Annotated in this window: 18 protein-coding genes; 6 read left to right on the top strand and 12 right to left on the bottom strand. The window is 68.5% G+C overall.

Features of this window, described 5'->3' with window-relative positions; all coding sequences use genetic code 11:
- Window position 1: 1 nt before the first annotated feature.
- From ACZK4S_RS13195 to ACZK4S_RS13170, 6 genes are all read right to left on the bottom strand, one after another.
- Window positions 2–775 carry an SDR family NAD(P)-dependent oxidoreductase gene (locus tag ACZK4S_RS13195; protein WP_463644574.1) on the bottom strand — a complete coding sequence of 258 codons (774 nt, stop codon included), beginning with the start codon at window positions 773–775 and terminating at the stop codon, window positions 2–4.
- 205 nt (window positions 776–980) lie between these two features.
- Complete coding sequence (locus tag ACZK4S_RS13190) at window positions 981–2,165, bottom strand: acetate kinase (protein WP_463644573.1); 1,185 nt, start codon at window positions 2,163–2,165, stop codon at window positions 981–983.
- A gap of 72 nt (window positions 2,166–2,237) precedes the next feature.
- Window positions 2,238–4,295, bottom strand: coding sequence for a phosphate acetyltransferase (gene pta / locus ACZK4S_RS13185; RefSeq protein ID WP_463644572.1), 2,058 nt, complete (start codon window positions 4,293–4,295; stop codon window positions 2,238–2,240).
- Between the two features lie 51 nt (window positions 4,296–4,346).
- Window positions 4,347–4,895: an NADPH-dependent FMN reductase gene (locus tag ACZK4S_RS13180; RefSeq protein WP_463644571.1), complete on the bottom strand. Its 549-nt coding sequence runs from the start codon at window positions 4,893–4,895 to the stop codon at window positions 4,347–4,349.
- Between the two features lie 75 nt (window positions 4,896–4,970).
- Complete coding sequence (locus tag ACZK4S_RS13175) at window positions 4,971–6,044, bottom strand: LLM class flavin-dependent oxidoreductase (protein WP_463644570.1); 1,074 nt, start codon at window positions 6,042–6,044, stop codon at window positions 4,971–4,973.
- Window positions 6,045–6,122: 78 nt separating this feature from the next.
- Window positions 6,123–7,529, bottom strand: coding sequence for an HNH endonuclease signature motif containing protein (locus tag ACZK4S_RS13170; RefSeq protein WP_463644569.1), 1,407 nt, complete (start codon window positions 7,527–7,529; stop codon window positions 6,123–6,125).
- A 437-nt stretch (window positions 7,530–7,966) separates the two neighbouring features.
- Here ACZK4S_RS13170 and ACZK4S_RS13165 point away from each other — a divergent pair, with 437 nt between their 5' ends.
- From ACZK4S_RS13165 to ACZK4S_RS13140, 6 genes are all read left to right on the top strand, one after another.
- Window positions 7,967–10,075 carry a glycoside hydrolase family 36 protein gene (locus tag ACZK4S_RS13165; protein WP_143570943.1) on the top strand — a complete coding sequence of 703 codons (2,109 nt, stop codon included), beginning with the start codon at window positions 7,967–7,969 and terminating at the stop codon, window positions 10,073–10,075.
- A gap of 25 nt (window positions 10,076–10,100) precedes the next feature.
- Window positions 10,101–11,435 (top strand): ABC transporter substrate-binding protein, encoded by a 1,335-nt coding sequence (locus ACZK4S_RS13160; RefSeq protein WP_076061406.1) that lies wholly within the window; start codon window positions 10,101–10,103, stop codon window positions 11,433–11,435.
- Window positions 11,436–11,494: 59 nt separating this feature from the next.
- The gene (locus tag ACZK4S_RS13155) at window positions 11,495–12,412 is read left to right on the top strand and encodes a carbohydrate ABC transporter permease (protein ID WP_198928248.1); all 918 of its coding nucleotides are present in this window, start codon (window positions 11,495–11,497) and stop codon (window positions 12,410–12,412) included.
- Window positions 12,409–13,275 carry a carbohydrate ABC transporter permease gene (locus ACZK4S_RS13150; RefSeq protein WP_076061404.1) on the top strand — a complete coding sequence of 289 codons (867 nt, stop codon included), beginning with the start codon at window positions 12,409–12,411 and terminating at the stop codon, window positions 13,273–13,275. The genes ACZK4S_RS13155 and ACZK4S_RS13150 overlap by 4 nt, the downstream gene beginning before the upstream one ends.
- Before the next feature lie 41 nt (window positions 13,276–13,316).
- Window positions 13,317–14,363 carry a LacI family DNA-binding transcriptional regulator gene (locus tag ACZK4S_RS13145; protein ID WP_463644568.1) on the top strand — a complete coding sequence of 349 codons (1,047 nt, stop codon included), beginning with the start codon at window positions 13,317–13,319 and terminating at the stop codon, window positions 14,361–14,363.
- A gap of 173 nt (window positions 14,364–14,536) precedes the next feature.
- Complete coding sequence (locus ACZK4S_RS13140; protein ID WP_463644567.1) at window positions 14,537–18,859, top strand: LamG-like jellyroll fold domain-containing protein; 4,323 nt, start codon at window positions 14,537–14,539, stop codon at window positions 18,857–18,859.
- A gap of 100 nt (window positions 18,860–18,959) precedes the next feature.
- Here the strand turns inward: ACZK4S_RS13140 and mnhG are convergent, their stop codons facing one another.
- The 6 genes from mnhG to ACZK4S_RS13110 are packed head-to-tail and all read right to left on the bottom strand — an operon-like array spanning window position 18,960 to window position 25,107.
- Window positions 18,960–19,319, bottom strand: coding sequence for a monovalent cation/H(+) antiporter subunit G (gene mnhG, locus ACZK4S_RS13135; protein WP_076061399.1), 360 nt, complete (start codon window positions 19,317–19,319; stop codon window positions 18,960–18,962).
- On the bottom strand, window positions 19,319–19,630 hold the full coding sequence (locus ACZK4S_RS13130; protein WP_076061396.1) for a monovalent cation/H+ antiporter complex subunit F: 312 nt from the start codon (window positions 19,628–19,630) through the stop codon (window positions 19,319–19,321). Before ACZK4S_RS13130 ends, mnhG begins: the two co-directional genes overlap by 1 nt.
- On the bottom strand, window positions 19,627–20,226 hold the full coding sequence (locus ACZK4S_RS13125; protein ID WP_076061394.1) for a Na+/H+ antiporter subunit E: 600 nt from the start codon (window positions 20,224–20,226) through the stop codon (window positions 19,627–19,629). Before ACZK4S_RS13125 ends, ACZK4S_RS13130 begins: the two co-directional genes overlap by 4 nt.
- Window positions 20,223–21,779: a Na+/H+ antiporter subunit D gene (locus tag ACZK4S_RS13120; protein ID WP_463644566.1), complete on the bottom strand. Its 1,557-nt coding sequence runs from the start codon at window positions 21,777–21,779 to the stop codon at window positions 20,223–20,225. Before ACZK4S_RS13120 ends, ACZK4S_RS13125 begins: the two co-directional genes overlap by 4 nt.
- Window positions 21,776–22,210 carry a Na(+)/H(+) antiporter subunit C gene (locus ACZK4S_RS13115; protein WP_182763244.1) on the bottom strand — a complete coding sequence of 145 codons (435 nt, stop codon included), beginning with the start codon at window positions 22,208–22,210 and terminating at the stop codon, window positions 21,776–21,778. Before ACZK4S_RS13115 ends, ACZK4S_RS13120 begins: the two co-directional genes overlap by 4 nt.
- Entirely contained in the window at window positions 22,207–25,107 is a 2,901-nt protein-coding gene (locus ACZK4S_RS13110; protein WP_463644565.1) for a Na+/H+ antiporter subunit A, read from the bottom strand. Before ACZK4S_RS13110 ends, ACZK4S_RS13115 begins: the two co-directional genes overlap by 4 nt.
- Window positions 25,108–25,155 lie beyond the last annotated feature (48 nt).

The raw sequence follows: 25,155 nt of genomic DNA, 5'->3' as shown, positions 1-25,155 counted from the left end.
GTCAGTGCTTCCTCGAGGCGGACAGCTTCTTCGAGAACCAGCGGGTGAAGGCGCGCGGGCCATGGTCCGCGAGGAACATGGCGGTCTTCCACTTCCAGTCCGGCACCGACTCGAAGCGGCCCTTGGCGGAGTCGTCGAGGGCGGTGCGCACGAGCTTGTCCGCGTCGATCCACACGATGCCCGGCAGCTTGGAAGCATTGATGCCGGCCCGCTGGTGGAACTCCGTCTTGACCCAGCCGGGGAGCAGCGCGGTGGCGGTGACGCCGGTGCCGCTCAGCTCCAGGGCCAGGGAGTTGGAGAACGTGCGCGCCCAGGCCTTGATGGCGGAGTAGTTGCCGGAGAAGATCGACGACGACGAGGACGCCACCGTGATGATCTGGCCGTGCCCGCGGGTCTTCATGGCGCGGGCGGCGGAGCCGCTGAGGATGAACACCGCCACGCACATGACCTCGATGGCGTTGGTGTTGAGCTCCACCTCGTCCGGGTTCAACGACGTGGAGTGGAGCCCGAACCCGGCGTTGTTCACCAGGATGTCGACGGGGCGGCTGAGGTCCTCGAGCCGCTCACCGATGCGCAGCATGTCGGCCCGCTCTGACAGATCCGCCTGGATCGTCTCGACCTCGACGCCGAACTGGCCGTTCAACTCGGCCGCGACGGCCTCGAGGCGGGCGGTGTCGCGGGCCACCAGGATCAGGTCGTTGCCACGCCTGGCCAACTCCTGCGCGAACGCGAGACCGATGCCGGAAGTGCCACCCGTGATCAAAGCTGAAGCCATGAGGTCAAAGGTACGCCACTGGGGGTGGGGCTCGCGAAGCGTGTCTGGCGTTGCTGAGCGGGGTTCGTGGTAATCCCACAACGGCGGGGCCCGGGGTTGTCGGAGAGCTACAAAAAGGGGGCTGGAAATGCTTCAGGGGGCGATGTCGCGCAGACGCGGGCCGTTCGGCCCGGTGTGCGCGACACCACCCCCTGAAGGGCTTCGCTCAGCGGGAGATGACCTCGAGGGTCTCCTGCGCCATGGCCAGTTCCTCGTTGGTCGGGACCACGAGCACGCGGACCCTGGACTCCGGCGTGGAGATCTCACGCGGCTCCTTCGACCGGGCGTCGTTGGTGGCCTGGTCGAGTTCGAAGCCCAGGTTCTTGAGGCGCTCGATCACGGGGCGACGCACGTGTGCCGCGTTCTCGCCGACACCGGCGGTGAACACCAGGGCGTCGACCCCGCCCAGCACGGCGATGTAGGAGCCGATGTACTTCAGGAGCCGGTGCACATAGACGTCGAGCGCCAGCTGCGCGCGCTCGTCGCCCTCGAGGATGGCCGTCTGCACGTCACGCATGTCGGTGAAGCCGCAGAGGCCGCCCATGCCGGACTGCTTGTTCAGCAGGTTGTCCACCTCGTCGATGGTCATGCCGCTGCGCACCAGGTACTTGTGCAGACCCGGGTCCACGTCGCCGGAACGGGTGCCCATGACGAGGCCCTCCAGCGGGGTGAGGCCCATGGAGGTGTCGATGGCGACCCCGCCGTCGACGGCGGAGATCGAGGCGCCGTTGCCGAGGTGGCAGACGATGATCTTGAGGTCTTCGATGGGCTTACCGAGGAACTCCGCGGCCTTCTTCGACACGTAGCTGTGCGAGGTGCCGTGGAAGCCGTAGCGGCGCACGCCCAGGCGCTGCGCGGTGTCGTAGTCGATGGCGTAGGTGTAGGCCTCGGCCGGGAGGGTGGAGAAGAACGCCGTGTCGAAGATGGCCACGTGCGGGACGTCCGGCAGGACCTCCTTGGCGGCGTTGATGCCGGCGATGCCGGGCGGGTTGTGCAGCGGCGCCAGGTCCGACAACTCCACGAGCTTGTCGATGACGCTGTCGTCGATCAGGACCGACTCGATGAAGGTGGCGCCACCGTGCACGGTGCGGTGACCCACGGCCACCACGTCGTCGAGGCTGGGCCCGTGGTCCGTGAACATCTTCACGACGGCGGCCACTGCCTCCGTGTGGTCCGCGAACGGGCGGGCCTCGTGGTACTCCTCATCGCCCACCTCGTGGGTGATGGTGCCGACCTCGAGGCCGATGCGCTGCACGATGCCGACCGCCTGCGGCGAGCCCACCCCCGGATCGAGTAGCTGGTACTTGATCGACGACGATCCGCAGTTGAGCAGGAGGATCGGCTGGCTCATGGCGCTTCCTTTATTGGGGGGTTGTGATGAACGACGCGGCAGGGTGGGGACCCTGCCGCGTCGGCTCCTGGCTCAGTTGGTCTGGGCCTGGATGGCGGTGATGGTGATGGTGGACACGATGTCGTCCACAAGGGCTCCGCGCGACAGGTCGTTGACCGGCTTGCGGAGGCCCTGCAACACGGGGCCGATGGCGATCGCACCGGAGGTGCGCTGCACGGCCTTGTAGGTGTTGTTGCCCGTGTTGAGGTCCGGGAAGATGAACACGGTGGCGCGCCCCGCGACCTCCGAGTTGGGCATCTTCTTGGCGGCGACCACCTCGTCGACGGCGGCGTCGAACTGGATGGGGCCCTCGACCTTCAGCTGCGGCGCGCGCTCGCGCACCAGGCGGGTGGCCTCGCGCACCTTGTCGACGTCTGCGCCGGAACCCGAGTCGCCCGTCGAGTACGACAGCAGGGCCACGCGGGGCTCGATGCCGAAGTTCGCGGCGGTGGCGGCCGAGGTGATGGCGATGTCCGCCAGTTGCTCGGGGGTGGGATCCGGGTTGACGGCGCAGTCGGCGTAGACCAACACGCGGTTGCTCATGCACATCAGGAACGAACCCGACACGACGGAGACCTCAGGCTTGGTCTTGATGAACTCCAGCGACGGCCGGATGGTGGCGGCGGTGGTGTTGATCGCGCCCGACACCATGCCGTCGGCCATGTCCAGGTGGACCATCATGGTGGCGAAGTAGGACGGGTCCGTGATCCGCTGGCGGGCCTGCTCGATGGTGACGCCCTTGTGGGCGCGCAGCCTGGCGTATTCCGCCGCGAACTGCTCGACCAGCTCCGGGTCCTCCGGGTTGACGACGGTGGCGTCGGACAGGTTGAGGCCCAGCTCCGAGGCGCGCTGGCTGATGCGCGCCACGTCGCCCAGCAGGATGATGTCTGCGACGGAGCGCTGCAGCACGATGTCCGCGGCCTCGAGGATGCGGTCGTCCGTGGCCTCCGGCAGCACGATGCGCTGCTTGTTGGCCCGGGCCATCTGCATGATCTGGAACTCGAACATGGTGGGCGTGCGGATGTCCGTGGTGGTGAGGTCGATCTTCTGCAGCAGCGCACTCTCGTCGACGTACTGCGAGAACAGCGCCCGCGACACCTCGATCTTGCGGGGGGAGCTGGTGGACGTGCCGCGCACGCCCTGCAGCTTCACGGCGGTGGAGAAGGTGTCGCCCTTGGTGACCGCGATGGGCAGGTCGATCGTCGAATCCGTGAACAGCTTCGACACCGATTCCGGGATCTCGAAACCGCCGGTCAGCACCATCGCCGACAGCGGCCCGTAGTGCGGCGAGCGGTGCGCCATCACGAGGCCGGGGAGCAGGTCGAGGCGGTCCGCCGGCATGATGACGGTGGATTCGCGCTTCAGGTAGGGCAGCAGGTTGGGCAGCGTCATGCCGCCCACGATGGTGTGCAGCGACTCGTGCGCCAGGAACTCGCTCTGCCCCAGCCACTGGGTGGCGCCGACGGCGGCGAACTGGGCGCCGACGGAGGGGGCGCGCAGCACGGGGCTGTCCGGCAGCACGGCGACCACGGCTTCACGGACCCTGTGCAGTGCATCGGCGACCTCGGCCTCCCGGCCCTCGTCCGCATGCGTCGCGATCAGTGCGATGACGGTGTTGTGCCGCGACTCGAACGCGTCGACGGCGGACTCGGTCATCCGCTGGACCTGCTCGGCCGAGCGGTCCTTGGCGCGTGCCACGAAGATCACGGGCGAGTTGAGGTTGGCGGCGATGACGGCGTTGTGGTCCAGCTCCAGGGCTGACTCGAAGTCGTCGTAGTCCGAACCTACGATGACCACGGCGTCGCGGTTCTCCGACAGCTCGCTGTACTTCGCGACGATGGTGTCGATCGCCTGGTCCGGATCCGCGGCGTAATCGGCGTAGGTCACGCCCACGGCGGACTCCAGCGACTGGTTGACGCCCTTCGGCGAAAGGAGGGCCTGGGTCACTGCGTCAGCGTCGAGGGAGTGCACGAGCGGGCGGAAGACGCCCACCGAGCGCACCTGGCGAGCGAACAGGTCGATCACGCCCAGGGCGATGGACGACTTACTGACCAGCCGCTCCGACGAGGCAATATAAACACTTTTGGTCACGGGGACCACCTTATCGCGATTCGTTTGTTGGGATGGGGCGGGTCTACACCGTCAGCGTAGGAGCTTCCCGGCGGCCAGGACGACGGCGTCCAGCAGGTGCTGCAGCTGCCCGGGCCGGTGGGCGTCGGGGCGGACCTGGTTGCCGTCGAATTCCGTGGCGTTGTTGAGCGACACCTGGTTGCGCAGCCCCCACAGGTGCAGCGCCGCGAGGATGGGCCGCCACGCCTCGACGGCGCGCACCCCGCCCTCGAAGCCGTAGGAGACGAACGCCACCGGCTTGAACGCCATCTCCATGCCGAGGTGGTCGACGCCGTTCTTGAAGCCGCCCGGAACGCCGTGGTTGTACTCCGGGGTCAGCCACACGTAGCCGTCACAGGCGGCGAGCGCGTCGGCCCACGCCTGGACGTTGGCGTCGGGGTACTTGCCCGCGTAATCGAAGGGCTCCACCTCGTCGGTGAGCACCGGCAGGTCGTAGCCGGCCAGGTCGATGAGCACGAACTCGGCGTCGGTGCGCTCCGCGGCGAGGCCCATGATCCAGTCAGCGACAGATTTGCCCTTGCGGCCCTTGCGGACAGAGCCCAGAACGATGCCGATCAACATGTCAGTGCCTTTCGGATGCGCGAGAACGGTGTTGGTATACCAGCGACTGTATCGCGGCCGAGCGGCCCAGACGGCTCAACTGTCGAGGAGAGCCTCCGCCAGCAGTTCGAAGCCGCGCACCTTCGCCGGCCAGCGGTCTGCGGCGTCGCCCTCGTAGGCGCCCTGGACGGGGTGCACCATGATCTCGTCCACGCCGAACTCCGCCGCGGTTTCGCGTAGCTGGTGGGCGACCTCGTCGGGGTCGCCCACCGCCCACGTGTCGAGGGTGGGCTGGGCGGCGCGGCGCAGGTCGTCGGTCAGCAACCGCTTGACGTCGGCGCCGACGAACGGCGAAGGCGAGAGGCCGCCGCCGGTGGAGAACTTCGCCATCGTGTAGAGGTGGGGCTCGACGAGCTCCCAGGCCTCGTCGGCCGTCTCGGCCACGCAGACGTTGACGGTGACGAACGTCCGCGGTGCCTGGCCGTTGTCGGTGGGCTGGAACGAGCCGCGGTAGAGGTCGAGCGCCTGCCGGGTGCCCCGCCCGCTGAAGTGGTGCGCGAACACGTACGGCAGGCCGAGCGCAGCGGCGAGTTGCGCCGAGTAGTCGCTGGAGCCCAGCAGCCACACCTGCGGGGAGTGCTGGATGTCCGGGGCGGCGCGGAGCTGGTAGGTGCGGCCGTGGGGGAGCCGCACCTCGGCACCGTCGGGGCTGAGGAGAGTGAGGATGTCGGTGACGTTGCGGGGGAACTCGCGCACGGGATCGACGGGGCGGCCGTCGGCGTCGACGAAGTGGCCCCCGCCCAGCTGCCCGCGGATGGCGGCCGACGTGATGGGGTCCGTGCCCGGCGCGCGGCCGATGCCCAGGTCGATGCGGTCGCCGTACACGGCGGTCAGCAGGGAGAACTGCTCCGCCACCGCCAACGGGGCGTGGTTGGGCAGCATGACGCCGCCGGAGCCGAGGCGGATCTGGTGCGTGTCCTGCCCCAGGTACATCAGTTCGACGGCGGGGGAGGTGGAGGCGACCGAGTCTGTGTTGTGGTGCTCGGCCACCCAGTACCGGGTGAAGCCCAGCCTGTCCGCCGTCTCGGCCATCTCCCGGCTGGCCCGGAGGCTGTCCGCCGTCGTCTGGCCCGTACGGACGCTGATCAGGTCGAGTACCGAAAGCTGCATACCCCCCACCGTAGGGCCACCGTTCAAGCTGTGGCCTCGGTGGGGTCCTACCTCTCCGACGCCCGGCAGGCCACGCCCTCAGTGGGCGGCGGATTGCCAGACGGCCGCGGTGCGGGCGATGAGTTCCTCGAGCCGGTTGAAGTCAGGGGGCTCGGGTTCGTCTGGGCAGGGTGGTGCCTTGGCTGACGGGGTGAGTTCGCGCAGCAGGTGCCTGCGGTGTTGCCTGGGTCTGCGGGCTGGGTCGATGTGTCGGGGTGGGGTGAACCACGGCTTTCCGGTGTCCGGGTCGAGGTGGACCTGCCACTGTGATTCGGTTGATTGTTGTGGGTCTGGTTCGATGAGCCGGTGGTGGTGTGGACACAACAGCACTGCGTTGGTGATCGACGATTCTCCGCCTGCCCACCAGGGGACGATGTGGTGGGCTTCGCAGGCCCGTGGTTTCGCGGCGCAGCCGGGGAATGCGCAGCCTCCGTCGCGGAGGGTGAGGGCGGTGCGGATCCCTGCGGGGAAGAGGCGGTGTTTGCGCCCGACGTCCAGGGGTTGTGAGTTGGTGCCGAGTACGGCGGGGATCAGGTCTGCGTCGCAGGCCAAGTGTCTGGCGTCGGCGGCGGATAGGCCGCCCAGGGTGCTGCCGCCGAGGACGTCGACGCGGCCCAGCCCGGTGAGCAGGGTGTCGTAGTTGACGGTGATGTGGACCTGGGGCCGGTCTCCGCCGTGGGCGGGTAGCTTCCCTGTGGCGGCCGCGGTCTGCACCAGGATCATCAACGCATCCGCGCGCCGCACGGCCGGATCCGACGGCTCATCCGAGTCGCGGTACGAGGATGCCGGCGGCGTCACCGCGTCCAACTGGGCGGCGAGCAGTTCTACCTGGGCGCTGGGGAGCTGGCCGCTGAACCGCGACGATCCGTGATGGTCCGGGGTGATGATCAGGAACCGGCTGCGGCGGGCGGCCCGGTCTTGCGCGTCGAGCCTCTTCTTGTCCTCGGCTTCGGCGCCGTCGGGGTCGATCACCCGGAACACGTGGCTGGCCAGCTCCCGCAACTCGGCGGGCCCCAGCGTGTCCACATGCTCAAGGACGGACTTCTGGCACTCCACCAGATCGGCCCGGGTCAACCGGCCGGGCAGCTTCCGCAGCCCTGAGACGATCGCCTCGGCCTGCGCCAGGGAGATTTCCCCGTCGTTCAACGCGGCCGCGATCAGCGGGAAGCGTTCCCCGAGATCCATGGCGAGCTTCAGTGATGCGGTGGCCTGCGCGGTGGTGGTGCGCACCGATTGGCGGACCTCTTCCACCACTCTGTCTGCGGCGGAGAGGCGGGCTTCGTGAAGGAGGTGGAGTCGCAGACCGGCCAGTTGCGCCTCGGCCTCGGTGACGGTGTGCACCATGGTGGCCAACCGTTCTGCGGCCGGTGAATCAGTTCGGAGTGAGCCTGCGGCGTCCCAGAGCGCAGCGATGCCCTGCTGCATCAGTTCCCGCGCTTCGCTCATGTGAACTATTCTAAGGGAACACACAGCCTAAAACAAGGGAAAACGCGTTGTCAAAGGCAACTTGTGCTAGCAGGTGCCCCTGACATTTCCGGCTCTTCACAATTGAGCTCTTCGCCATTGAGACTGGGACCGTGCCTGCCGGGTGAGTAGACGTGGGGAGCCTTGCCGCTGGGAGGATGTGAGTGTCTCAGTCTCTTCCCCCAACGAACACGTCCCGCAGGGGTTGTCTGAAGCGCGTCCTTCAGGATCCCGGTAGCAGAATCAGCGGGATCGGCGGCGCGCCCCGCGTCGATGCCGCCCGGCCGGTGTCTCCACTGCCAACCCAAGCCCAGGCACAACGTTTTTGATAACGATTTCACGATGGTCTTGAAAGCGTTATCAAAACTGTGCTTCACTAGTCGTGCACGTGAGGAAGTAGAGATCGCAAGGGAGAGATCGTGAAGGCAATCCGCTGGGGACACGACGCGCTGGTGCTCGAGATCGGCCATGGTGCCGACGAGCCGGTGGCGCTCCGCTCGGCGGAGGCTGGCGGTGCCCGGATGACGACGAGCGACCTCGTTCCGGTGGTGCAGGTCCTCACCTCGGACCACGGCCACGCCCTCGCGAGTTCCCGCCTCGGCATGTCGGAACTGGGGCAGGCGCTGCGGCTGACGGACTTCCACACCGACTCCGAATCGGGTCGCCACGAGCTCGAACTCGACATGTCCACCACCGGCCTCGATGTCGTCGCCACGCTCGAGTCCTTCGACGGCGTCGCCGCCTTTACCACCCGCACCACCGTAACCAACACCTCGGACGCGCCGGTCACGCTGCTCGCGGTCACGAGCTGGTCGGCGCCCCTGGGGAACCGCGATGATCGACCGGTCGGGAACACCGACTGGCGCCTGCACCGGGCCCGCAGTGACTGGCTGGCGGAGAACCGGTGGGACGACGTCGCGCTCGGCGAACTCTTCCCCCGCATCTCGCAGCACCTCACCGGGCATCGTCCGCGCGGGCAGGAGGCGTTGGTCTCCACCGGCACCTGGTCCTCCGGCGAGTGGACCCCGGTGGCGGCCGCGAGTTCAGCAGACCAAGGCGTCGCCTGGGTCTGGCAGGTTCTGCACAACGGTGCCTGGCGGATCGAGCTGGGGGAGGAGTACCGCGACTTCGAGGTGGCGGTCTCGGGCCCCAACCACATGGACCACGGCTGGAGCCGCACTCTGGCGCCGGGGGAGTCCTTCACCACGGTGCCGGCCGCGGTGGCGCTCGGTTCCGACGTGACGGCCGCCGTGGCCGCCGTCACCGAGCTGCGCCGTCGCACGCGCCGGCCGCACGCGGACAACGAGTCGCTGCCGGTCATCTTCAACGACTACATGAACACGCTCGACGGCGACCCGACGACCGCCAAACTCATCCCGCTCGTGGACGCCGCGGCCGCGGCCGGTGCGGAGATCTTCTGCATCGACGCCGGCTGGTACGACGACTCCGGCTTCTGGTGGGACTCCGTCGGGGCGTGGCAGCCGTCCACCACCCGTTTCCCCGGTGGCCTCGGGGAAGTGGTGGACCGGATCAGCGGGCACGGCATGGTGCCCGGGCTGTGGCTCGAGCCCGAGGTGATCGGCGTGCGCAGCCCCTTGGCCGACCAACTGCCCGACGAGGCGTTCCTGCAGCGCGGCGGCCAGCGGCTGATGGAGCAGGGTCGCTACCACCTGGACTTCCGGCACCCAGCAGCGGTCGCCCATGCCGATGCCGTGGTGGACCGCCTCGTCACGGACTTCGGCGTCGGCTACTTCAAGTTCGACTACAACATCAACCCGGGCCCCGGGACCGACCACGCGAGCTGCAGCGTCGGTGACGGCCTCCTCGAGCACAACCGCGCCCACCTGGCCTGGCTCGACTCAGTCCTGGACCGACACCCCGCGCTGGTCATCGAGAACTGCGGCTCCGGCGCCATGCGCGCCGACGGTGCGCTCCTGTCCCGGCTGCAGCTGCAGTCCACCTCGGATCAGCAGGACCCGCTGCTCTACCCGCCCATCACCGCCTCGGCGCCGATGAGCATGCTCCCCGAGCAGGCCGCCAGCTGGGCCTACCCGCAGCCGGGGATGTCGCCCGAGGAGGCGGCGTTCTGCCTCGTCACTGGGCTCCCGGGCCGCTTCTTCCTGTCCGGCTACCTCAACAACATGACCGAATCGGAGCTGGAACTGGTCCGCGAGGCCGTGGCGCTGACCAAGGAGATCCGGCACCACATCCGACGCTCCACACCGGTGTGGCCGCTCGGCCTGCCCCGGTGGGACGACCCGTGGGTGACCCTCGGCCTCGACGTCGACGACGCCACGCTGCTGTTCATCTGGCGACGCGCGGACGCGCCCGCCGCGGAACTGCGGCTGCCGCGGTTCGCGGGCCTCGACCCGCGGATCGAGACCGTGTTCCCCAAGAACCTCACGCCCTGGCAACTGGCGTGGAGCGAGGCGGACGGGGTGCTGCGCGTCGACGCGGATGCCGCCCCGGCCGCACGCATGATCCGGATCAGCCACAAGGGCGGATCCGACCCCCGAGAGCTCGCCTGAGGCGAGTCGACCAAAGGAGATTCCAATGAAGAAGTCCCTGGTACGGGCGGCTGCGGTCGCCCTGACAGCGGGAGTCGCGCTGACGGCTTGCAGTGACCCCGGGGTGCAGGACCCGCCCAGCTCCACTGAGGGCGGGGGCAGCTCCGCCGCCGAGTGGCCGGCCCAGGACGCCAGCCTCGACGGTGTCACCCTGACGATCTGGGCGGCACAGAACTCGAACAAGACCGCGGACCCGGTCATCGCCGGGTTCGAGGAGCTGACGGGTGCGACGGTCGAGGTCGTGACCATCCCCGATCCCTACGAGCAGGGCATCCAGACCAAGGTGGCCACCGGTGACAAGCCGGACCTCGCCTTCTGGCAGCCAACCGAGTCCCAGCTCAACGCACTCAACGCCACCAACAACCTCCTCCCGCTCGACGGTGCGCCCTGGCTCGACGCCATGGACCCGGCGCTGAAGGACCTGACCGGTTTCGTAGGCGACACCCGCTACGCCGCGCTGATCAGCACTCCGGCCGTGCAGGGCGTCTATTACAACAAGGAGGTGTTCGCCGAGGCGGGCATCACCGAGACCCCTGGCAACATCGATGAGATGATCGACCTCGCACGCACCCTCGACGCCGACGGCGTCACCCCGTTCCACGAGATGGCCGCCGACCGCTGGGGTACCCAGTGGTGGGTCCAGATCCAGCTCGCCAACGCTGCCAAGGACGGCCTGTGGGACCGGGTGAACGCGAACGAGGAGCAGTTCACCGACGAGACCATCATGGGCGCCATCAACAACTACAAAGGCTGGATCGACGAGGGCCTGTTCAACGACGACATCAAGACCGCCACGTTCGAGGACCAGGGCGACGCCCTGCTCGCCGGCGATGCAGCCATGGTCGTCCAGGTGAACTCCTTCTTCGGTCAGTTGCAGGCCAAGGCCGACACCGCCGAGCTCGACGAGAAGATCGGTTTCTTCCCGATCAGCCCCGAGGGCAACGTCGGCACCTCCATCCCGGACCAGTCCAACGCCGTCGTGGCGTTCAAGACCGATGACGCCACCCAGGAGGCAGCAGCGAAGCAGTTCCTCTCCTACTGGCTGGGTGACGGCTACGCGGACTTCGTGCAGGCTGCCAACACCATCTCGCTGCAGCCCGACGTCCCCAACCCCGACGGCGTCCCGCAGGCACTGCTGGACGTACACGCGTCGCTGGCCGACTCGGTGGGCTCCATGCAGTCCCTCGCCGTGGCCAACCCGGACCTGTACATCAACCTGGCTGACATGATCCAGGGCACCAAGACGCCCCAGCAGGTGGGTGAGGCGACGCAGCAGCAGTTCGCCGAACTCGCCAAGGCCCTCGGCGCCGAGGGATTCTGACACTCCCGGGTGGGCGGTGACCCCCGTACCGCCCACCCGGTCCTCCCGGAAGGAAACCCATGTCCACACTCTTCGCCGAGCGGACCCGCGCGGGACAGGCCGCCGGTCACGGGCGCCGCACGGACCACCCCGCGGTCTTCCTCGTGCCCGCGCTGGCGGTCCTCGTGGTGTTCTTCTTCGTGCCCACGCTGTTCAACTTCGTCTACAGCTTCACCGACTGGTCCGGCTTCAAGTCGGACATCAACTTCGCCGGGTTCGACAACTTCAGCTCCCTGCTCGGCAACGGTTCGCTCCTCAACGCGTTGAAGGTGACGCTCGTCTACGCGACGCTGGTGGCGGTCTTCCAGAACCTGTTCGGCCTGATGCTGGCGTTGCTGCTCGAGCGCGACACCTGGTTGAACCGCACCGCTAGGGTGCTGTTCTTCATCCCGGTGATCATGTCCGCCCTCGCGGTCGGCTACATCTTCCGGGCGATCCTGAAGCCCGACGGCGCACTCAACGGCATCCTGTCGGTCCTCACCGGCCTCGACGTGTCCGTCGCGTGGCTCGGCAGCACCACCTGGACCATCGTCGTGGCGGCTCTGGTGCACTCCTGGAAGTGGATGGGTCTGTCGATGCTCATCTACCTCGCGGGGCTGAAGACCATCAGCGAGGACGTCCTCGAGGCTGCACGCATCGACGGCTCCAGCTGGTGGCAGACCTTCGTCCAGATCCGGTTCCCGCTACTCGCCCCGGCTGTCACGTTCAACGTGGCCACGGCGCTGCTGGGTTCCATGAACGGCTTCGACGTGGTGCAGGCCCTCACCGAAGGTGGGCCCGGCGGCACCACCGAACTGCTCAACATCTTCATCTTCCGCACCTTCGGGCAGGGGCTGTTCGCCCAGGCGACGACGATGAGCCTCATCCTGTTCCTCACCGTCACGCTGATCGCCTTCCCCGTCGTGCGCTACCTCCGCAAGAGGGAGGAAGTCCTGTGACCGCCCACACTCCTACCAAGCCCTCGGTCGCCACCCGGCGCCGCATCAAGCCCGGACGGGTTGCGCACCAGTTGGCAGTTGTGGCCATCACGGCGCTCCTGCTCGGGGTCCCCTTCTGGCTGGTGGTGGTCACCGCAGGCAAGAACCAGGCAGAGGCGCTGAACCCGAACCTGGCGCTGCCCAGCCAGTGGCAGCTACTGGAGAACTTCGCGACCGTCTTCTCCGAGGGGCGGATGCTCGCGGGCTTCTTCGGCAGCCTGCTGATCATGGTGCCGGCGGTGGTGGGCGTGCTGATCCTCGGCTCGCTGGCCGCCTGGGTGCTGGCCCGTCGGGCTGAGCGGTGGATGGCGGTGCTGTACACGCTCGCCATCAGCGGCGTCGTGTTGCCGCCCGCCGTGGTGACCATTGTGCTGCTTCTGCGCCAGCTCGGCCTGGCGGGCACCGTGCCCGGGATGGTCGGCGTCTACATGGGCATGTACCTGTCCACGGCCATCTTCCTCATCACCGGATTCGTCAGGACCATCCCCGTGGAGCTGGAGGAGGCTGCCCGCGTCGACGGCGCCAAGCCGCTGCGGATCTTCTTCACCATCATCCTGCCGTTGCTGGTGCCGGTGCTCGCCACCACCACGATCATGCTGTGCCTCTACATCTGGAACGACGTGTTCTACGCGCTGTTCGTGATCGGCGGCCGCGTGGACACGCTGCCCCTCAACCTGTTCCAGGTGGCCAGCGCCGGCCTCTACCTCAACAACTGGCACCTGATCTTCGCGTTCATCATCCTGATGAGCCTGCCGCTGCTGATCACGTTCATCGTCGCCCAGCGGCGGATCGTTTCGGGCATCACGGGAGGTGCGGTGAAGTGATGGTCACCAGGACGTCCACGGCCTCGCTACGCTTCGGAGTCATGGAGACCAGTGCGGCGGCGAGCGGGCAGGATCCTGCCGTTGCCGCCCGCGTGCCGGCCACCATGAAGGACGTCGCCCTGTTGGCGGGTGTCTCGGTGCCGACGGTGTCCCGATTCCTCAGCGGCAGCGCCAATGTCCGCGCTGACAAGCGCGAACGCGTTGCCGCCGCCATCCAGGAGCTGGACTTCACGCCGAACGCCTCGGCGCGGGTGCTGGTTGGCGGCAAACCCAAGGTGATCGCCGCCGTCGTGGGCAACACCTCGCGCTACGGCTACGCGGAGACCATCCGTGGGCTCGAGGAGGCCGCCCGGGCCGACGGCTACGTCGTGACCTTCACCGTCATCGAGGAGGCCGACGAGGAGTCGCTGACTGCCGGTATCTCGCTGGTGCTCTCGCAGGCCATCGCAGGTGTCGCCGTCCTCAAGTTCGACCCGCCCGGTGTGGCCGCCATCAAGCGTATTCCCGACTGGATGCCGGTGGTGGCGCTCTCGGGCGTGCGGGACACGTCGTACGCGCAGGCCGTGATCCGGGAGTCCGTGGCCGCACGGCACTTGGTCGAGCACCTCCTCGGACTCGGTCATGAGACGGTGCACCACGTCCGGATTCCACCGTCCCGGCGCGAGGACGGCCGTACCGCCGGGTGGCGGCGGGCGCTCAAGGACGCCGGGCGCGAAGTCCCCGAGCTCTTCGAGGCCAGTTGGGACCCGCAGTCGGGTCGCGGCGTCGGGCACGTCATCGCGGAGCGGGACGACGTCACCGCCGTGTTCTGTGGCAACGACGAGATCGCCATGGGCGTGATGGCCGGGCTGCGGGACAAGGGGCTCCGGGTGCCCGAGGACGTCAGCGTTGTGGGCTTCGACGACCACCCGCTGTCCTCGCTGTGGCACCCCGCGCTGACCACCGCGCGCCAGGAGTTCGCGGACATGGGACGCAGCGGCTGGGAGCTGCTGAAGAAGCAGATCCACGGCGCCAAGGAGCGCCCACTGGTCTCCACGACCCCCGACGTGATCATCCGCGAGAGCACCGCCCCGCCCCGCACCAACTAGTCTGATAACGCTTTCAAGAAACGGTTGACCTGACCCCGCTCGTCTCGTAGCGTGGGCTTGAAAACGTTATCAAGGTCGATCACGAACCGAGTCTCCCCATCGATCCACCCCGTCGCCGCGGTGGCGGCAATCAACTTTCGCCGGACAGAGAAGTTTCGACAGAGAGGTTTCCCATGCCATTTCCCACTGCTTCCAGCAGGGCCCGGGCCGCGGGCGTAGCGGCCCTCGGCCTGGCCCTGGTGGGTCCGCACCTCGTCCACGCGCCGATGGCGGTGGCGGAGGAGTCACCGGACCCCCTGCTCCTCTACACCTTCGACAGCGACACCGCCGCTGCCAGCATCGCCAACGAGGGCACCTTGGGTAGCGCGTTCGACGCCCGCGTCGTCGCAGCCGAGTCCCTGCCGCGCGGCACCGGCCCCACCGCCGAGCTCGGCGCCTCGGGCAAGTTCCCCGGCGGGGCGCAGAACACCTCGCAGGCGGGGAAGCCGTACCTGGAGATCCCCAAGGGCCTGTTCGACGGGATGGAGGCGATCACGGTCTCCACCTGGATCAACTGGAACGGCGCGAACGCCAACCAGCTGCCCTGGGCCTACATCGTCGGCAGCGACGCCCTGCCTGCCAACAACTGGGGTGTCTACTACCAGCCCAACGAGGGCGGCCAGTCCAAGGCGGTCGCGAACTCGGGCTCCGAGGTGAAGGCGGTGGCCAACGAGCCGCTGGCGTCGAACACGTGGGTGCACCTGACGAGCGTCGCGGACGGCGAGTCCCTGTTCTACTACATGAACGGCAGTCTGGTCTCCAAGGTGGCCGTGCCGCTCGACTTCACCAAGCTCGGCGAGCCGGACAGCACCCGCTCAGGCCTGATCGGCACCGTGCCGTGGGCGCCGCAGTGGGCCGCGCTCTTCGGCGGCGAGTTCGATGACTTCGCTGTCTACGGGGCCGCGCTGAACGCAGAGCAGGTCTCGACGCTGTTCACCGATTACGTGGGCGGCATCGCCTCCGTGGATGAGGCGGTCTTCGAGGTATCGACGCCGGCCTCCGTCAGCCCGCAGCTGCCCGTCACCGCGTCTGTGGTGACGGAATCCGGGTTCGCCACCGAGGCGCCGATCGCCTGGGACCAGGTGCCACCGTCGGAGCTCGCCACACCCGGCAACACCTTCGAGGTGCAGGGCTGGATCTCCGGCTGGGACGAGCCACTCGTCGCGCGCGTGAGCGTGGAGGCGCGGCCGCTGCAGGACGTCGTCGTCGACTTCTCCCAAAACACCGGCGCGTTCCGGGGTGGCGCCTCGGGCACGCTCTACGGCCTGGGGGACGAGCAGTCCCCGACGCGGGCGATCGTCAACGGCGCGGCCATGACCAACGTCTCCCAGAAGCCGCCGTACGGCACGCAGCACCCGGGCGGTGACGCGTTCAACATCGAGGAGACCTTCTTCGACAAGCACGGCCAAGACCTCTACGTCTACACCCAGGACTACTACCCGGACTGGCCCTACAACCGAGGCGAGCGGCCGGGCGACGACCGCAGCTACGTCCGCGGCGACGACGGCATCCTGACCGGCGAGTACGCCCCGGAGCCCAACGGCGCCTGGGACTACCTCGAGGTGCTCGAGATTGTCGTGGACGCCATCGCGCGCGAGGCGGAGAACCCGGAGAAGTACGTGTTCATCCCGTTCAACGAGGTGGACCTGCAGTGGCTGAACAGCGACTCCCTCTACGACCGCTACATGCACCAGGGTGGCCAGCCAGACAGCTACACCCCGAACGGAGAGACCGACTGGGAGGCGGCGTGGAACGTCATCACCGACACCTACGCCAAGCACGGGCTGGAGCGGCCGCGGATCGCCGGCCCGGGTGATGCGGCTTGGCGCGGCGAGGCCAACATCAAGGCCTTCCTGGACATGGCCATCGAGACAGACACCGTCCCGGACATCTACGTCTGGCACGAGCTGCGCGGCTACCAGTGGCTGCCCGTCCGCGCGGGCCTGTTCCGCCAGTACGCGCAGCAGCTGGGCCTCACCAGGGACGAGGTCCCCGAGGTCAACATCACCGAGTGGGGCGCCTCCAGCGACATGAGCTCGCCGGCCAACCTGCTTCGTTGGTTCGCCAGCTTCGAGGCAGCCAAGGTGGACGCCCAGACCGCGTACTGGACCGCCTCCGGCACGCTCTCGGACAACTACGCCAAGGTCAACGCCGGCAACGGCGGCTGGTGGCTGTTCAAGTGGTATGGCGACCTCACCGGGTCCGACACGGTCAAGGTGGTCACCGGTGAGCAAAACGCCATCGCGGCCATCGACGAGGACGCCCACAGGGCCCAGGTCATCGTCGGCGGCCTCGCGAACGGCAACGACGGCGGGCTGCGGCTCACCGGCCTGGCCGAAGACGTGTTCGGCACCGTCGTGGACTACGAGGTACGCGAGAGCCTCGTCAGCGGCACCGACGGCATCGCTGCGGCCCCCCGCGTGGTGGCTGCCGGTAATGACGTCGCGATCGTCGACGGTGAACTGCAGCTGCGCATCCCGTCGCAGAACGACAGCAGCACCTACCAGGTCATCGTCACCCCCGCCGGCGACGTCGACCCGGAGGCCGCTCTGGACGGGCAGGCCGAGCGCCACCTCCTGGAGGCCGAGCAGGCCTTCCTGACCGACGCCCAGGTCCGCACCCCCAGCGGGTATCGCGCGTCGAACAACCAGGACGTCGCGGGCTTCTCCGAGCTCGGTTCCCGCGCGGACTGGACGGTCGACGTCGAGCAGGCCGGCCGCTACCGGCTTCAGGTGCTGGGAGCTACGCCGGGTATCGTCGCGCGGCACGCGCTGTTCGTCGATGACGAGTTCGCCACCACCGTCACCTACGGCGCCAATGCGATCAAGCCCAGCAACGTCGCGACGGTGGCCCGGGGCAGCGCGGAGGTGTACGTGGATCTGGAGGCGGGTGAGCAGACGCTGAGCCTGCGCACCAGCCAGGACGGCGCCGCCCTCCTGCCCGGTGCAGGCGAGGCGGGGGGAGTGACCCTCGACCGATTCGAGCTCGTCCGCGTGGGCGAAACCGCCAACACCGAGGAACTGGCCTACCCGGCCAGCAACTTCCGGCTGTTCGACGGTGCCGCACTCGACGACGGCCACGCCACGCTGGCGGCCGGGCAGCGCGCGGACGCCTACCTGTCCAACCACGAGTCCGGCTACTACGACCTGACCGCGGAGTGGCACGGCAGCGCCGGCGCCGAGCTGGAGCTGCGGGTGAACGGGCGAACCGCCGCCGTGTTCACCGACGGCGCAGACCCCACCGTGACCGTCCACCTGCCCGAGGGCGTCACCGAGGTGGAGCTGTTCGCCGACGGCGAGGCGCGGGTTGCGTCGCTCAGCACGGTGAGGAACGTGTCCGCGGACGCCAAGATCGTCCGGATCGAGGCCGAGGACCTCGACGTGGTGGAACTTGGCGGCGCTGCCCGGACCTCTGGGTTCGACTCGGCGCTGACAACCGGCAGCGGTGACGGGTTCGTCAAGGGCCTCGGCATCACCGACGCCAACCCGGGCAACGAGGGCACGTTCACGATTCCGCGGCTCGCGGGCTTCGCAGAGGCGGGCGAGTACGACGTCGTCATCGGCTACTCCAACGACGACATCGAGGGCACGCACGACTACAACCCGCAGGTGGTCGACCTCGGCCTGCAGGCGTCGGAGGACGGCCAGGAGGGGCTGGCGGGGCGCACCACGTTCCGCTACACCTACAGCGAGCTCAACTTCTGGGAGGCGGTCATGCCGCTGTCGCTGACCACCGACGACGGTGCCATCACCTTCGGCAACACCCGCTCAACGCTGTTCATCGACGAGGGTGCCGAGTGGGGCACGCACGACGACGTGATCCTGGACGGCTATGCCATCGCGCCCGACGTCGACTGGATCGCCGTCGCGCCGTTCGTCATCGGCGTTGCGCCGACGCCGGTTCCCACCGAGGAGCCGTCGGAGGAGCCGTCGGAGGAGCCCAGCGAGGAGCCGTCGGAGGAGCCCAGCGAGGAGCCGACGGTGGATCCGTCGCCGCAGCCCACGGCGACGGTGACGGTTACGCGCCCGGCACAGTCAGGCGACCTCTACTCCACGCCCGGATTCCACAGTGTCAACGGAAGGTGGTGGCACACGCAGTGCGAGCCGTACTCGCAGACCATTCGTTGCCGCACCGACATCTGGGCTACCACCGTCACCATCGACGGCGGGCGTTTCGTCCAGACCAACCGCTGGGTGTTCAACAACCTCACCTACCTTCCGCACATGACGCGCGCCCAGTGGGCGAGCAATCCGCTGGGGAAGGCTGGCGAGTGGACGGCCGCTGACGGGCGCCGCTGGAAGACGGAGTGCGACACCCCACAGACCGGCCGGAACGCCTGCAGGTCCTGGGCGCGTGCCAGCCTGGTGGCCGGCACCCAGGGCGCGGATGGTGTCTGGTCCTACCGCGTGACGGAGGACTGGGTGTTCAACAACATCACGCGGTTCAGGATCTCCTGAGCAACTGGCCCGCCGCCTCCCTCCCGAGGCGGCGGGCCACCTCGTCTGTTGAGCGGCTCGGCCGCCCCCCGATGGTTGCGCAGGTGGCCCCGCGACCGTCTCAGTCCAGGTGGCGGAAGCCGGCGTCCTTGAGGTCTTCGGCCAGGTGGTTGACCAGGAGTTCCGAATCATCCGTCAGCCCGCTTCGGTAGGCCGAGCGCGACACCATGCTCGCCGAGACGGGAGCCGTCAGGAGTTGCAGCGCAATGATCAGCAGGCACAATCCCAGGGCCCACCAGGTGCGGAGGCTGAGCGCGATGCCGACGGAGACGAAGATCAGCCCCAGCACCTGCGGCTTGGTGATGGCGTGCATCCTTCCCAGCAGGTCAGGGAACCGTACGAGGGCCACGGCGGCGCCGAAGCACAGGATGGCCCCCACCAGGATGGCCAGCGCGCTGATGAAGTCGAAGACGGTGTCCATCACACCCGCTCCTTCCGCTGCCGGTTGTAGCGGTGCCGCTGCAGCATCCGGTCCGACACCATGCGGGCCACCGACACGGCGCTGGTGAAGCCCAGCATCGACAGCAGGACGAGCACCATCAGCTCCGTGGACATGTCCGTCCAGACCACCCACAGCCCGAGCGAGGCCACCATCACGGCGACGATGAGGTCTGCCGCGACGGAGCGGTCGAGCTGGGAAGGGCCCGCCGCGATCCGGTTGACGCCGATGAACGCCGCCACGGTCAGCAGCACGGCCGCGACCGACAGGATGATGTTGGTGGCCAGGATCATGGTTCGACCTCCAGGTCGAGGGCGTCGGGGGCCGGGTGGTGGTGCAGCGCGGCGTTGAAGTCCTCTATCTCGCGGCGGGAACCAAAGGCGCGCACCACCCGCGACTCCACGCCGACGGCCATCTTCTGCACCCGCCCGATGGGGTCGTCGCCGTGCAACTGGATGGCGTGCAGGTAGAGGCGGCGCGGGTTGCGCACCACTTCGACGACGACGGTGCCGGGCACCAGTGAGATCATCTCGGCCACCTGCACCTGGTAGAGGTCGTTGTCGGTGATGAGGTCGATCCGCACGATGCCCGCGCGCAGGTCGACCTTCCGGTGGAACGCGAGCAGGAACACGCGGATGGACGACACGGCCAGGTCGTAGACCAGGTGCCCTATCAACCGCAGGATGCCCACCGGCCGGAGGTGACCCTTCCAGAACACGGGGGGGAGCGGGAGCACGATGCCCACCACGTAGCCCAGCAGGAGCCCTGACACGATGACCATGGGGGAGACGCTGCCCCAGAGCAGCACCCAGACGGTGGCCATGGACAGCACCGACAGGGGCCGGAACGTGAGCCGCTCGGCCCAGGGGACACGGGATCTGGCGATCATCGCAGACCTCCCGGCAGCACTGCCTGCACGTAGGACCCGTCACGCAGCGCCGCAGCGGCAGCGTGCGCGTACTCGTAGAGCGGGCCGGCGAACGCTGTGAGGGCCAGGCCGAACAGGATCAGCCCGATGGTGGCGCCCACCTGCAGCGGGGGCATGGGGCGGGTGTCCTCATCCGCGATCTCATCAGGATCGAGGTCGTGGGCCGCGGCCTCTGCCCGGCGCTGCTCTGCGGGGGTGACCCCCCAGAACGCGCGGTTCCAGACCTTGGCCATCGCCATCAACGTCAACAGGCTGGTCAGCACGCCGCCGGCGAGCACGGTCCAGGCCAGCGGGGTGCCCACCTCGGCGGCCGCCTGGAGCAGGCCGAGCTTGCCGATGAAGCCCGACAGCGGGGGGATGCCACCCAGGTTCATGGCCGGGATGAAGAACAGCGCCGCCAGCAGGGGGGCGACCTTCAGCAGGCCGCCCAGCCCGTCCAGCGACGACGTGCCGCCGCGCCGCTCGATCAGCCCCGTCACGAGGAACAGCGTGGCCTGGATGGTGATGTGGTGCGCGGTGTAGAAGATGGTGGCGGCCAGGCCCGCGTCGGTGCCCAGCGCGATGCCGAAGATCATGTAGCCGATGTGGCTGATCAGCGTGAAGGACAGCATTCGCTTGATCTCCACCTGGGCGATGGCGCCGAGGATGCCCAGCACCATGGTCAGCAGGGACGCCACGAGCAGCACGTTGTAGACGGTGTCGGCGGGGAACAGCAGGGTCTCGGTGCGGATGATGGCGTAGACGCCCACCTTGGTCAGCAACCCGGCGAACACCGCGGTGACGGGGGCCGGCGCCGTCGGATAGGAATCCGGTAGCCACGACGACAGCGGGAAGACCGCCGCCTTGATGGCGAACGTCACGATCAACAGCACCTCGAGCAGCAGCTGGACCGGCTCCGTGAGGTCGCGCAGCCGGACGGCGAGGTGGGCCATGTTGACGGTGCCCGTGGCGGCGTAGATGGCCGCGATCGAGATCAGGAACAGCGAGGAACTGAGCAGCGACACCACGACGTAGGTGGTGCCCGCCCGGACCCGGTCCGACGTGCCACCCAGCGTCAGCAGCACGTAGGACGCGAACAGCAGCATCTCGAAGCCGACGAACAGGTTGAACAGGTCACCCGCCAGGAACGCGTTCGACACGCCCGCCATCAGCAGCAGGAAGGTGGGGTGGAAGATCGAGACCGGGGTCTCGCGCTTGACCTCGTCCCTGTCCTGGCCGGTGGCGAAGAGGAGCACGCCCAGGGCGATCACCGAGGCGACGAACAACATGAGGGCGCTCAGCCGGTCCACCACCAGCGAGATGCCCAGGGGTTCGGCCCACGCGCCCAACCACAGGGCCATGGGCCCGTTGGCATGCGTGAGCCACATGAACAGGGCGCCCAGAGCGACGATGCCGCTCAGGCTGACGATCGACACCAGGCGCTGGAGCCCGGGGCGACGGGGGAGGGCCAGCGCAATTGCTGCGCCGCCGATGGCCAGCAACACGGGCAGGGGGAGGAGGTTGTGCAGCATCATTCGCTCACCACGTCCGCGCCGGTGTCGGAGAACGTGGTGTCCTCATAGGACTCAGAGGTGACGTCGTCGAGCGCGAGCTGGCGGATGCGCGCATCCTCCACGTCGTCTGCCACCTCGTCGTGCCCGTGCAGCTGGAAGCTGCGGTAGGCGAGCGTGAGCACGAACGCCGCCACCGCCATGGTGATGACGATCGCCGTGAGCACCATCGCCTGGGGCAGCGGGTCCGAGACGCCGTCGGCGCCGGAGTCGCCGAGGCCGATGATGGGCGCCAGCGCCGGCTTGCCGGCCGCCACCAGGAACATCAGGTTCACGCCGTTGCTGGCCACCATGACGCCCAGCAGGATGCGGGTGAGGGAGCGTTCGAGCAGCAGGTACACGCCTGCCGCGACGAGGGCGCCGGCCGTGATGGCCAGGACGAGGTTGGCTGTCATCGGCGCTCTCCGTAACCGGGGATGGCCTTGGTGGAATCCGGGATGGGCATGGGGGCGATCTCCTCGGAGGCGTGCTGGTCGATGCCGGAACCGAGGCTGCGGGCCACGTCGAGCAGCATGCCGACCACAACGAGGTACACGCCGATGTCGAAGACCGTCGAGGACACGAGGTGGAGCTCGCCGAGCAGGGGGATGGTGAGGTGGGCGTCGTAGCTCTGCAGGATGTTGCCGCCGAAGAACACCGGGGTGATGGCGGCCAGCAGCGCGAGGATGAGCCCGCCGCCCAGCAGGCGTCCGGCGTCGAACGGGGCGGCCTCGTCCAGTTCGTGGCGGCCGGCGGCGAGGTAGCGCGTCATCAGCGCCATCCCCGCCACCAGACCGCCGGCGAAGCCGCCGCCGGGCCAGTTGTGGCCCGCGAGCAGCAGGTAGACCGACACCACGATCATCACGCCGAACAGCATCCGCGTGATGACCTCGAACACCAGCGAGCGCACCATCGGCGACAGCGTCTGGCCGGCGCGCAGCCACACGCCTGGCGAGCTGTCCGCCTGCGGCTCGTCCTCGCGTGATTCGAAGGCCTGGGCCGTCGAGGTGATCCCCACCACGCGGGAGCGGAGGAAGATCAGGGACGCGACGCCCGTGGCGGCGATGACGAGCACGGAGATCTCGCCGAGCGTGTCCCAGGCGCGGATGTCGACGAGCGCGACGTTGACGATGTTCTTGCCGTAGCCGAACTCGTAGGCGGCCTCGTACCAGGCTTTCGACACTGGCTCCGCCACGCGGGCGCCCACGGCGACCAGCGAGATGAGCGTCACCGTGATGCCCACGGCCAGCGCGATCAGCACGCGCCACCAGCGCGTCGAGCTCAACGGGCGGTTGGTGAAGTAGCGCGGCAGCTTGCGCACGACGAGCACGAACACCACCACCGTGACGGTCTCGACGAGGACCTGGGTGAGCGCCAGGTCCGGCGCCCCGCCCATGGCGAAGAGCAGCGCCAGACCATAGCCGGTGACGCCGACGAGCAGGACGGCTCGGATGCGCCCGCGGGAGGCGGCGGCCAACGCCGCGGCGGTCACCATCACGGCCGCGACGAGGAGCTGTGGCCAGCTGTCGAAGAGCCGGTAGGTGGGCCAGATGCGGATGCGCAGCATGGCGTAGGTGGAGAGCGCGACCATCACCAGCAGGATGGTGCCGAGGTAGATCGACAGCGAGCCGCGCTGGGTGCGTGCAGTGACCTCGACGGAGATCCGGTCCAGACCGTGCATCGAGCGGTGGAAGATCTCCTCCGACGTGGTGGTCGTCGGGAACGTGCCCTGGATGTCGGCGATCCGCTCGCGGAAGACGAAGAGGAGCACGCCGGCGGCCACCGCGATCATGGACATCCCGAGCGGCCAGGAGACGCCGTGCCACAGCGCGAGGCCGTGGCCGGGCTGCCCGTGCCCGACCTGGGCGGCGTAGGGGGTGAGGATGTCGGTGAGCTGGGGGCCGAGGAACCCCAGCACCAGGCTGAGCGCGCCCAGGAACATCGGCACGCCGGCCATGCCGAGGGCCGGACGGTGCCAGCTGAGCGCCGGGGCGCCGTCCTTGGAGGCGAAGGCGCCCCACCAGAAACGCAGCGAATAGGCCACGGTGATGGCGGAGCCGAACACCAGCGCGACGGCGAGCGCCGCCGCGGCCAGGGGTGTGACCGCCTGGATGTCGCCGACGACGAGGTAGACGATCGACTCGAACGCCGCCTCCTTCGTGAGGAAGCCCACCAACGGCGGCATACCAGCCATGGAGAGCGCCGCGAGGCCCGCGAGGACCGCCAGCCAGGGCACCCGGTACCCCACACCGCTGAGCTCGCGGATGTCGCGGGTGCCGGCGGAGTGGTCGATCAGGCCGACGCACAGGAACAGCGTGGACTTGAACAGCGCGTGCGCGATGACGGTGCCGATGGCCGCCAGCGCGGCGGCCTCCGTGCCGATGCCCGCCAGCAGCACCATGAAGCCCAGCTGGGAGACGGTGCCGTAGGCCAGCAGCAGCTTGAGGTCTGTTTGGCGTAGCGCGCGCCAGCCGCCCATGATCATCGTGAGGGTGCCCAGCAGCATCACGGCCGGCCGCCAGAACGGTACCGTCGCGAACGCGGGGGCCAGCACGGCGACGAGGTAGACGCCGGCCTTCACCATGGCCGCGGCGTGCAGGTAGGCGGAGATGGGCGTGGGCGCCGCCATCGCGCCCGGCAGCCAGAAGTGGAACGGCACGAGCGCCGACTTCGACAGGGCGCCCACCAGCATCAGGAGCGCGCCCGCCGTGGCGAGGACCCCCGTCGGCGGGTTGGCGACGATCTGCTCGAGCGAGAAGGTGCCGGAGGCGCTCCAGAGGGCGATGATGCCGATCAGCATGGCCAGGCCACCGGTGGTGGTCACGACCAGCGCGGTGTGCGCGGCGCCGCGGTTGGCGCGGCGGGTGGGGTCGTGGCCGATCAGCAGGTAGGAGAAGACCGTGGTCAGTTCCCAGAAGACGTAGAGCACCACCAGGTTGTCCGCGGTGACCAGCCCCAGCATCGTGCCGGCGAAGAGAGTGAGCACCGCGGCGGACCGGCCGCTGGTGAGGCCCTCGAAGTACCAGCGGGAGTAGATCAGGACACCTACACCGATCCAGGTGACGATCATCGCCAGGACCCACTGGAGCAGGCCCAGGCGCAGCGTGAGATCGATGTCGAGCGCCGGGATCCAGCCGTAGGCCTCGACGTAGGGGCGGCCCGCCAGGATCAGCGGCGCCTTGGAGACCAACCAGATGCCTGCGGCCAACGGGGCGAGCGCCAGGAAGAGGTAGGCACGGGCCCCCATCCGCTTCACGATCAGGGGCGTGAGGGCGCCCAGAATCGCATGGACGGCGATCAGGGCATAGAGCACGCCAGAGCTCCCCTCGGGTTTGGGTTCTTGGTGGCGGGGTCAGCTTAT

This window comes from Tessaracoccus zhenghani (assembly GCF_055326325.1).
Note: the sequence above shows the minus strand (reverse complement) of the source record. Positions and strands in the feature narration are given on the sequence as shown.

Excerpts from the sequence above, each read along its gene's own strand:
- ACZK4S_RS13160 (WP_076061406.1), top strand. The coding sequence starts at position 10,101 with ATGAAGAAGTCCCTGGTACGGGCGGCTGCGGTCGCCCTGACAGCGGGA.
- ACZK4S_RS13175 (WP_463644570.1), bottom strand. The coding sequence starts at position 6,044 with ATGCAGCTTTCGGTACTCGACCTGATCAGCGTCCGTACGGGCCAGACG.
- ACZK4S_RS13195 (WP_463644574.1), bottom strand. The coding sequence starts at position 775 with ATGGCTTCAGCTTTGATCACGGGTGGCACTTCCGGCATCGGTCTCGCG.
- ACZK4S_RS13145 (WP_463644568.1), top strand. The coding sequence starts at position 13,317 with ATGGAGACCAGTGCGGCGGCGAGCGGGCAGGATCCTGCCGTTGCCGCC.
- ACZK4S_RS13180 (WP_463644571.1), bottom strand. The coding sequence starts at position 4,895 with ATGTTGATCGGCATCGTTCTGGGCTCTGTCCGCAAGGGCCGCAAGGGC.
- ACZK4S_RS13190 (WP_463644573.1), bottom strand. The coding sequence starts at position 2,165 with ATGAGCCAGCCGATCCTCCTGCTCAACTGCGGATCGTCGTCGATCAAG.
- ACZK4S_RS13120 (WP_463644566.1), bottom strand. The coding sequence starts at position 21,779 with ATGATGCTGCACAACCTCCTCCCCCTGCCCGTGTTGCTGGCCATCGGC.
- ACZK4S_RS13115 (WP_182763244.1), bottom strand. The coding sequence starts at position 22,210 with ATGACAGCCAACCTCGTCCTGGCCATCACGGCCGGCGCCCTCGTCGCG.
- mnhG (WP_076061399.1), bottom strand. The coding sequence starts at position 19,319 with ATGGACACCGTCTTCGACTTCATCAGCGCGCTGGCCATCCTGGTGGGG.
- ACZK4S_RS13140 (WP_463644567.1), top strand. The coding sequence starts at position 14,537 with ATGCCATTTCCCACTGCTTCCAGCAGGGCCCGGGCCGCGGGCGTAGCG.
- ACZK4S_RS13130 (WP_076061396.1), bottom strand. The coding sequence starts at position 19,630 with ATGATCCTGGCCACCAACATCATCCTGTCGGTCGCGGCCGTGCTGCTG.
- ACZK4S_RS13125 (WP_076061394.1), bottom strand. The coding sequence starts at position 20,226 with ATGATCGCCAGATCCCGTGTCCCCTGGGCCGAGCGGCTCACGTTCCGG.
- ACZK4S_RS13155 (WP_198928248.1), top strand. The coding sequence starts at position 11,495 with ATGTCCACACTCTTCGCCGAGCGGACCCGCGCGGGACAGGCCGCCGGT.
- ACZK4S_RS13170 (WP_463644569.1), bottom strand. The coding sequence starts at position 7,529 with ATGAGCGAAGCGCGGGAACTGATGCAGCAGGGCATCGCTGCGCTCTGG.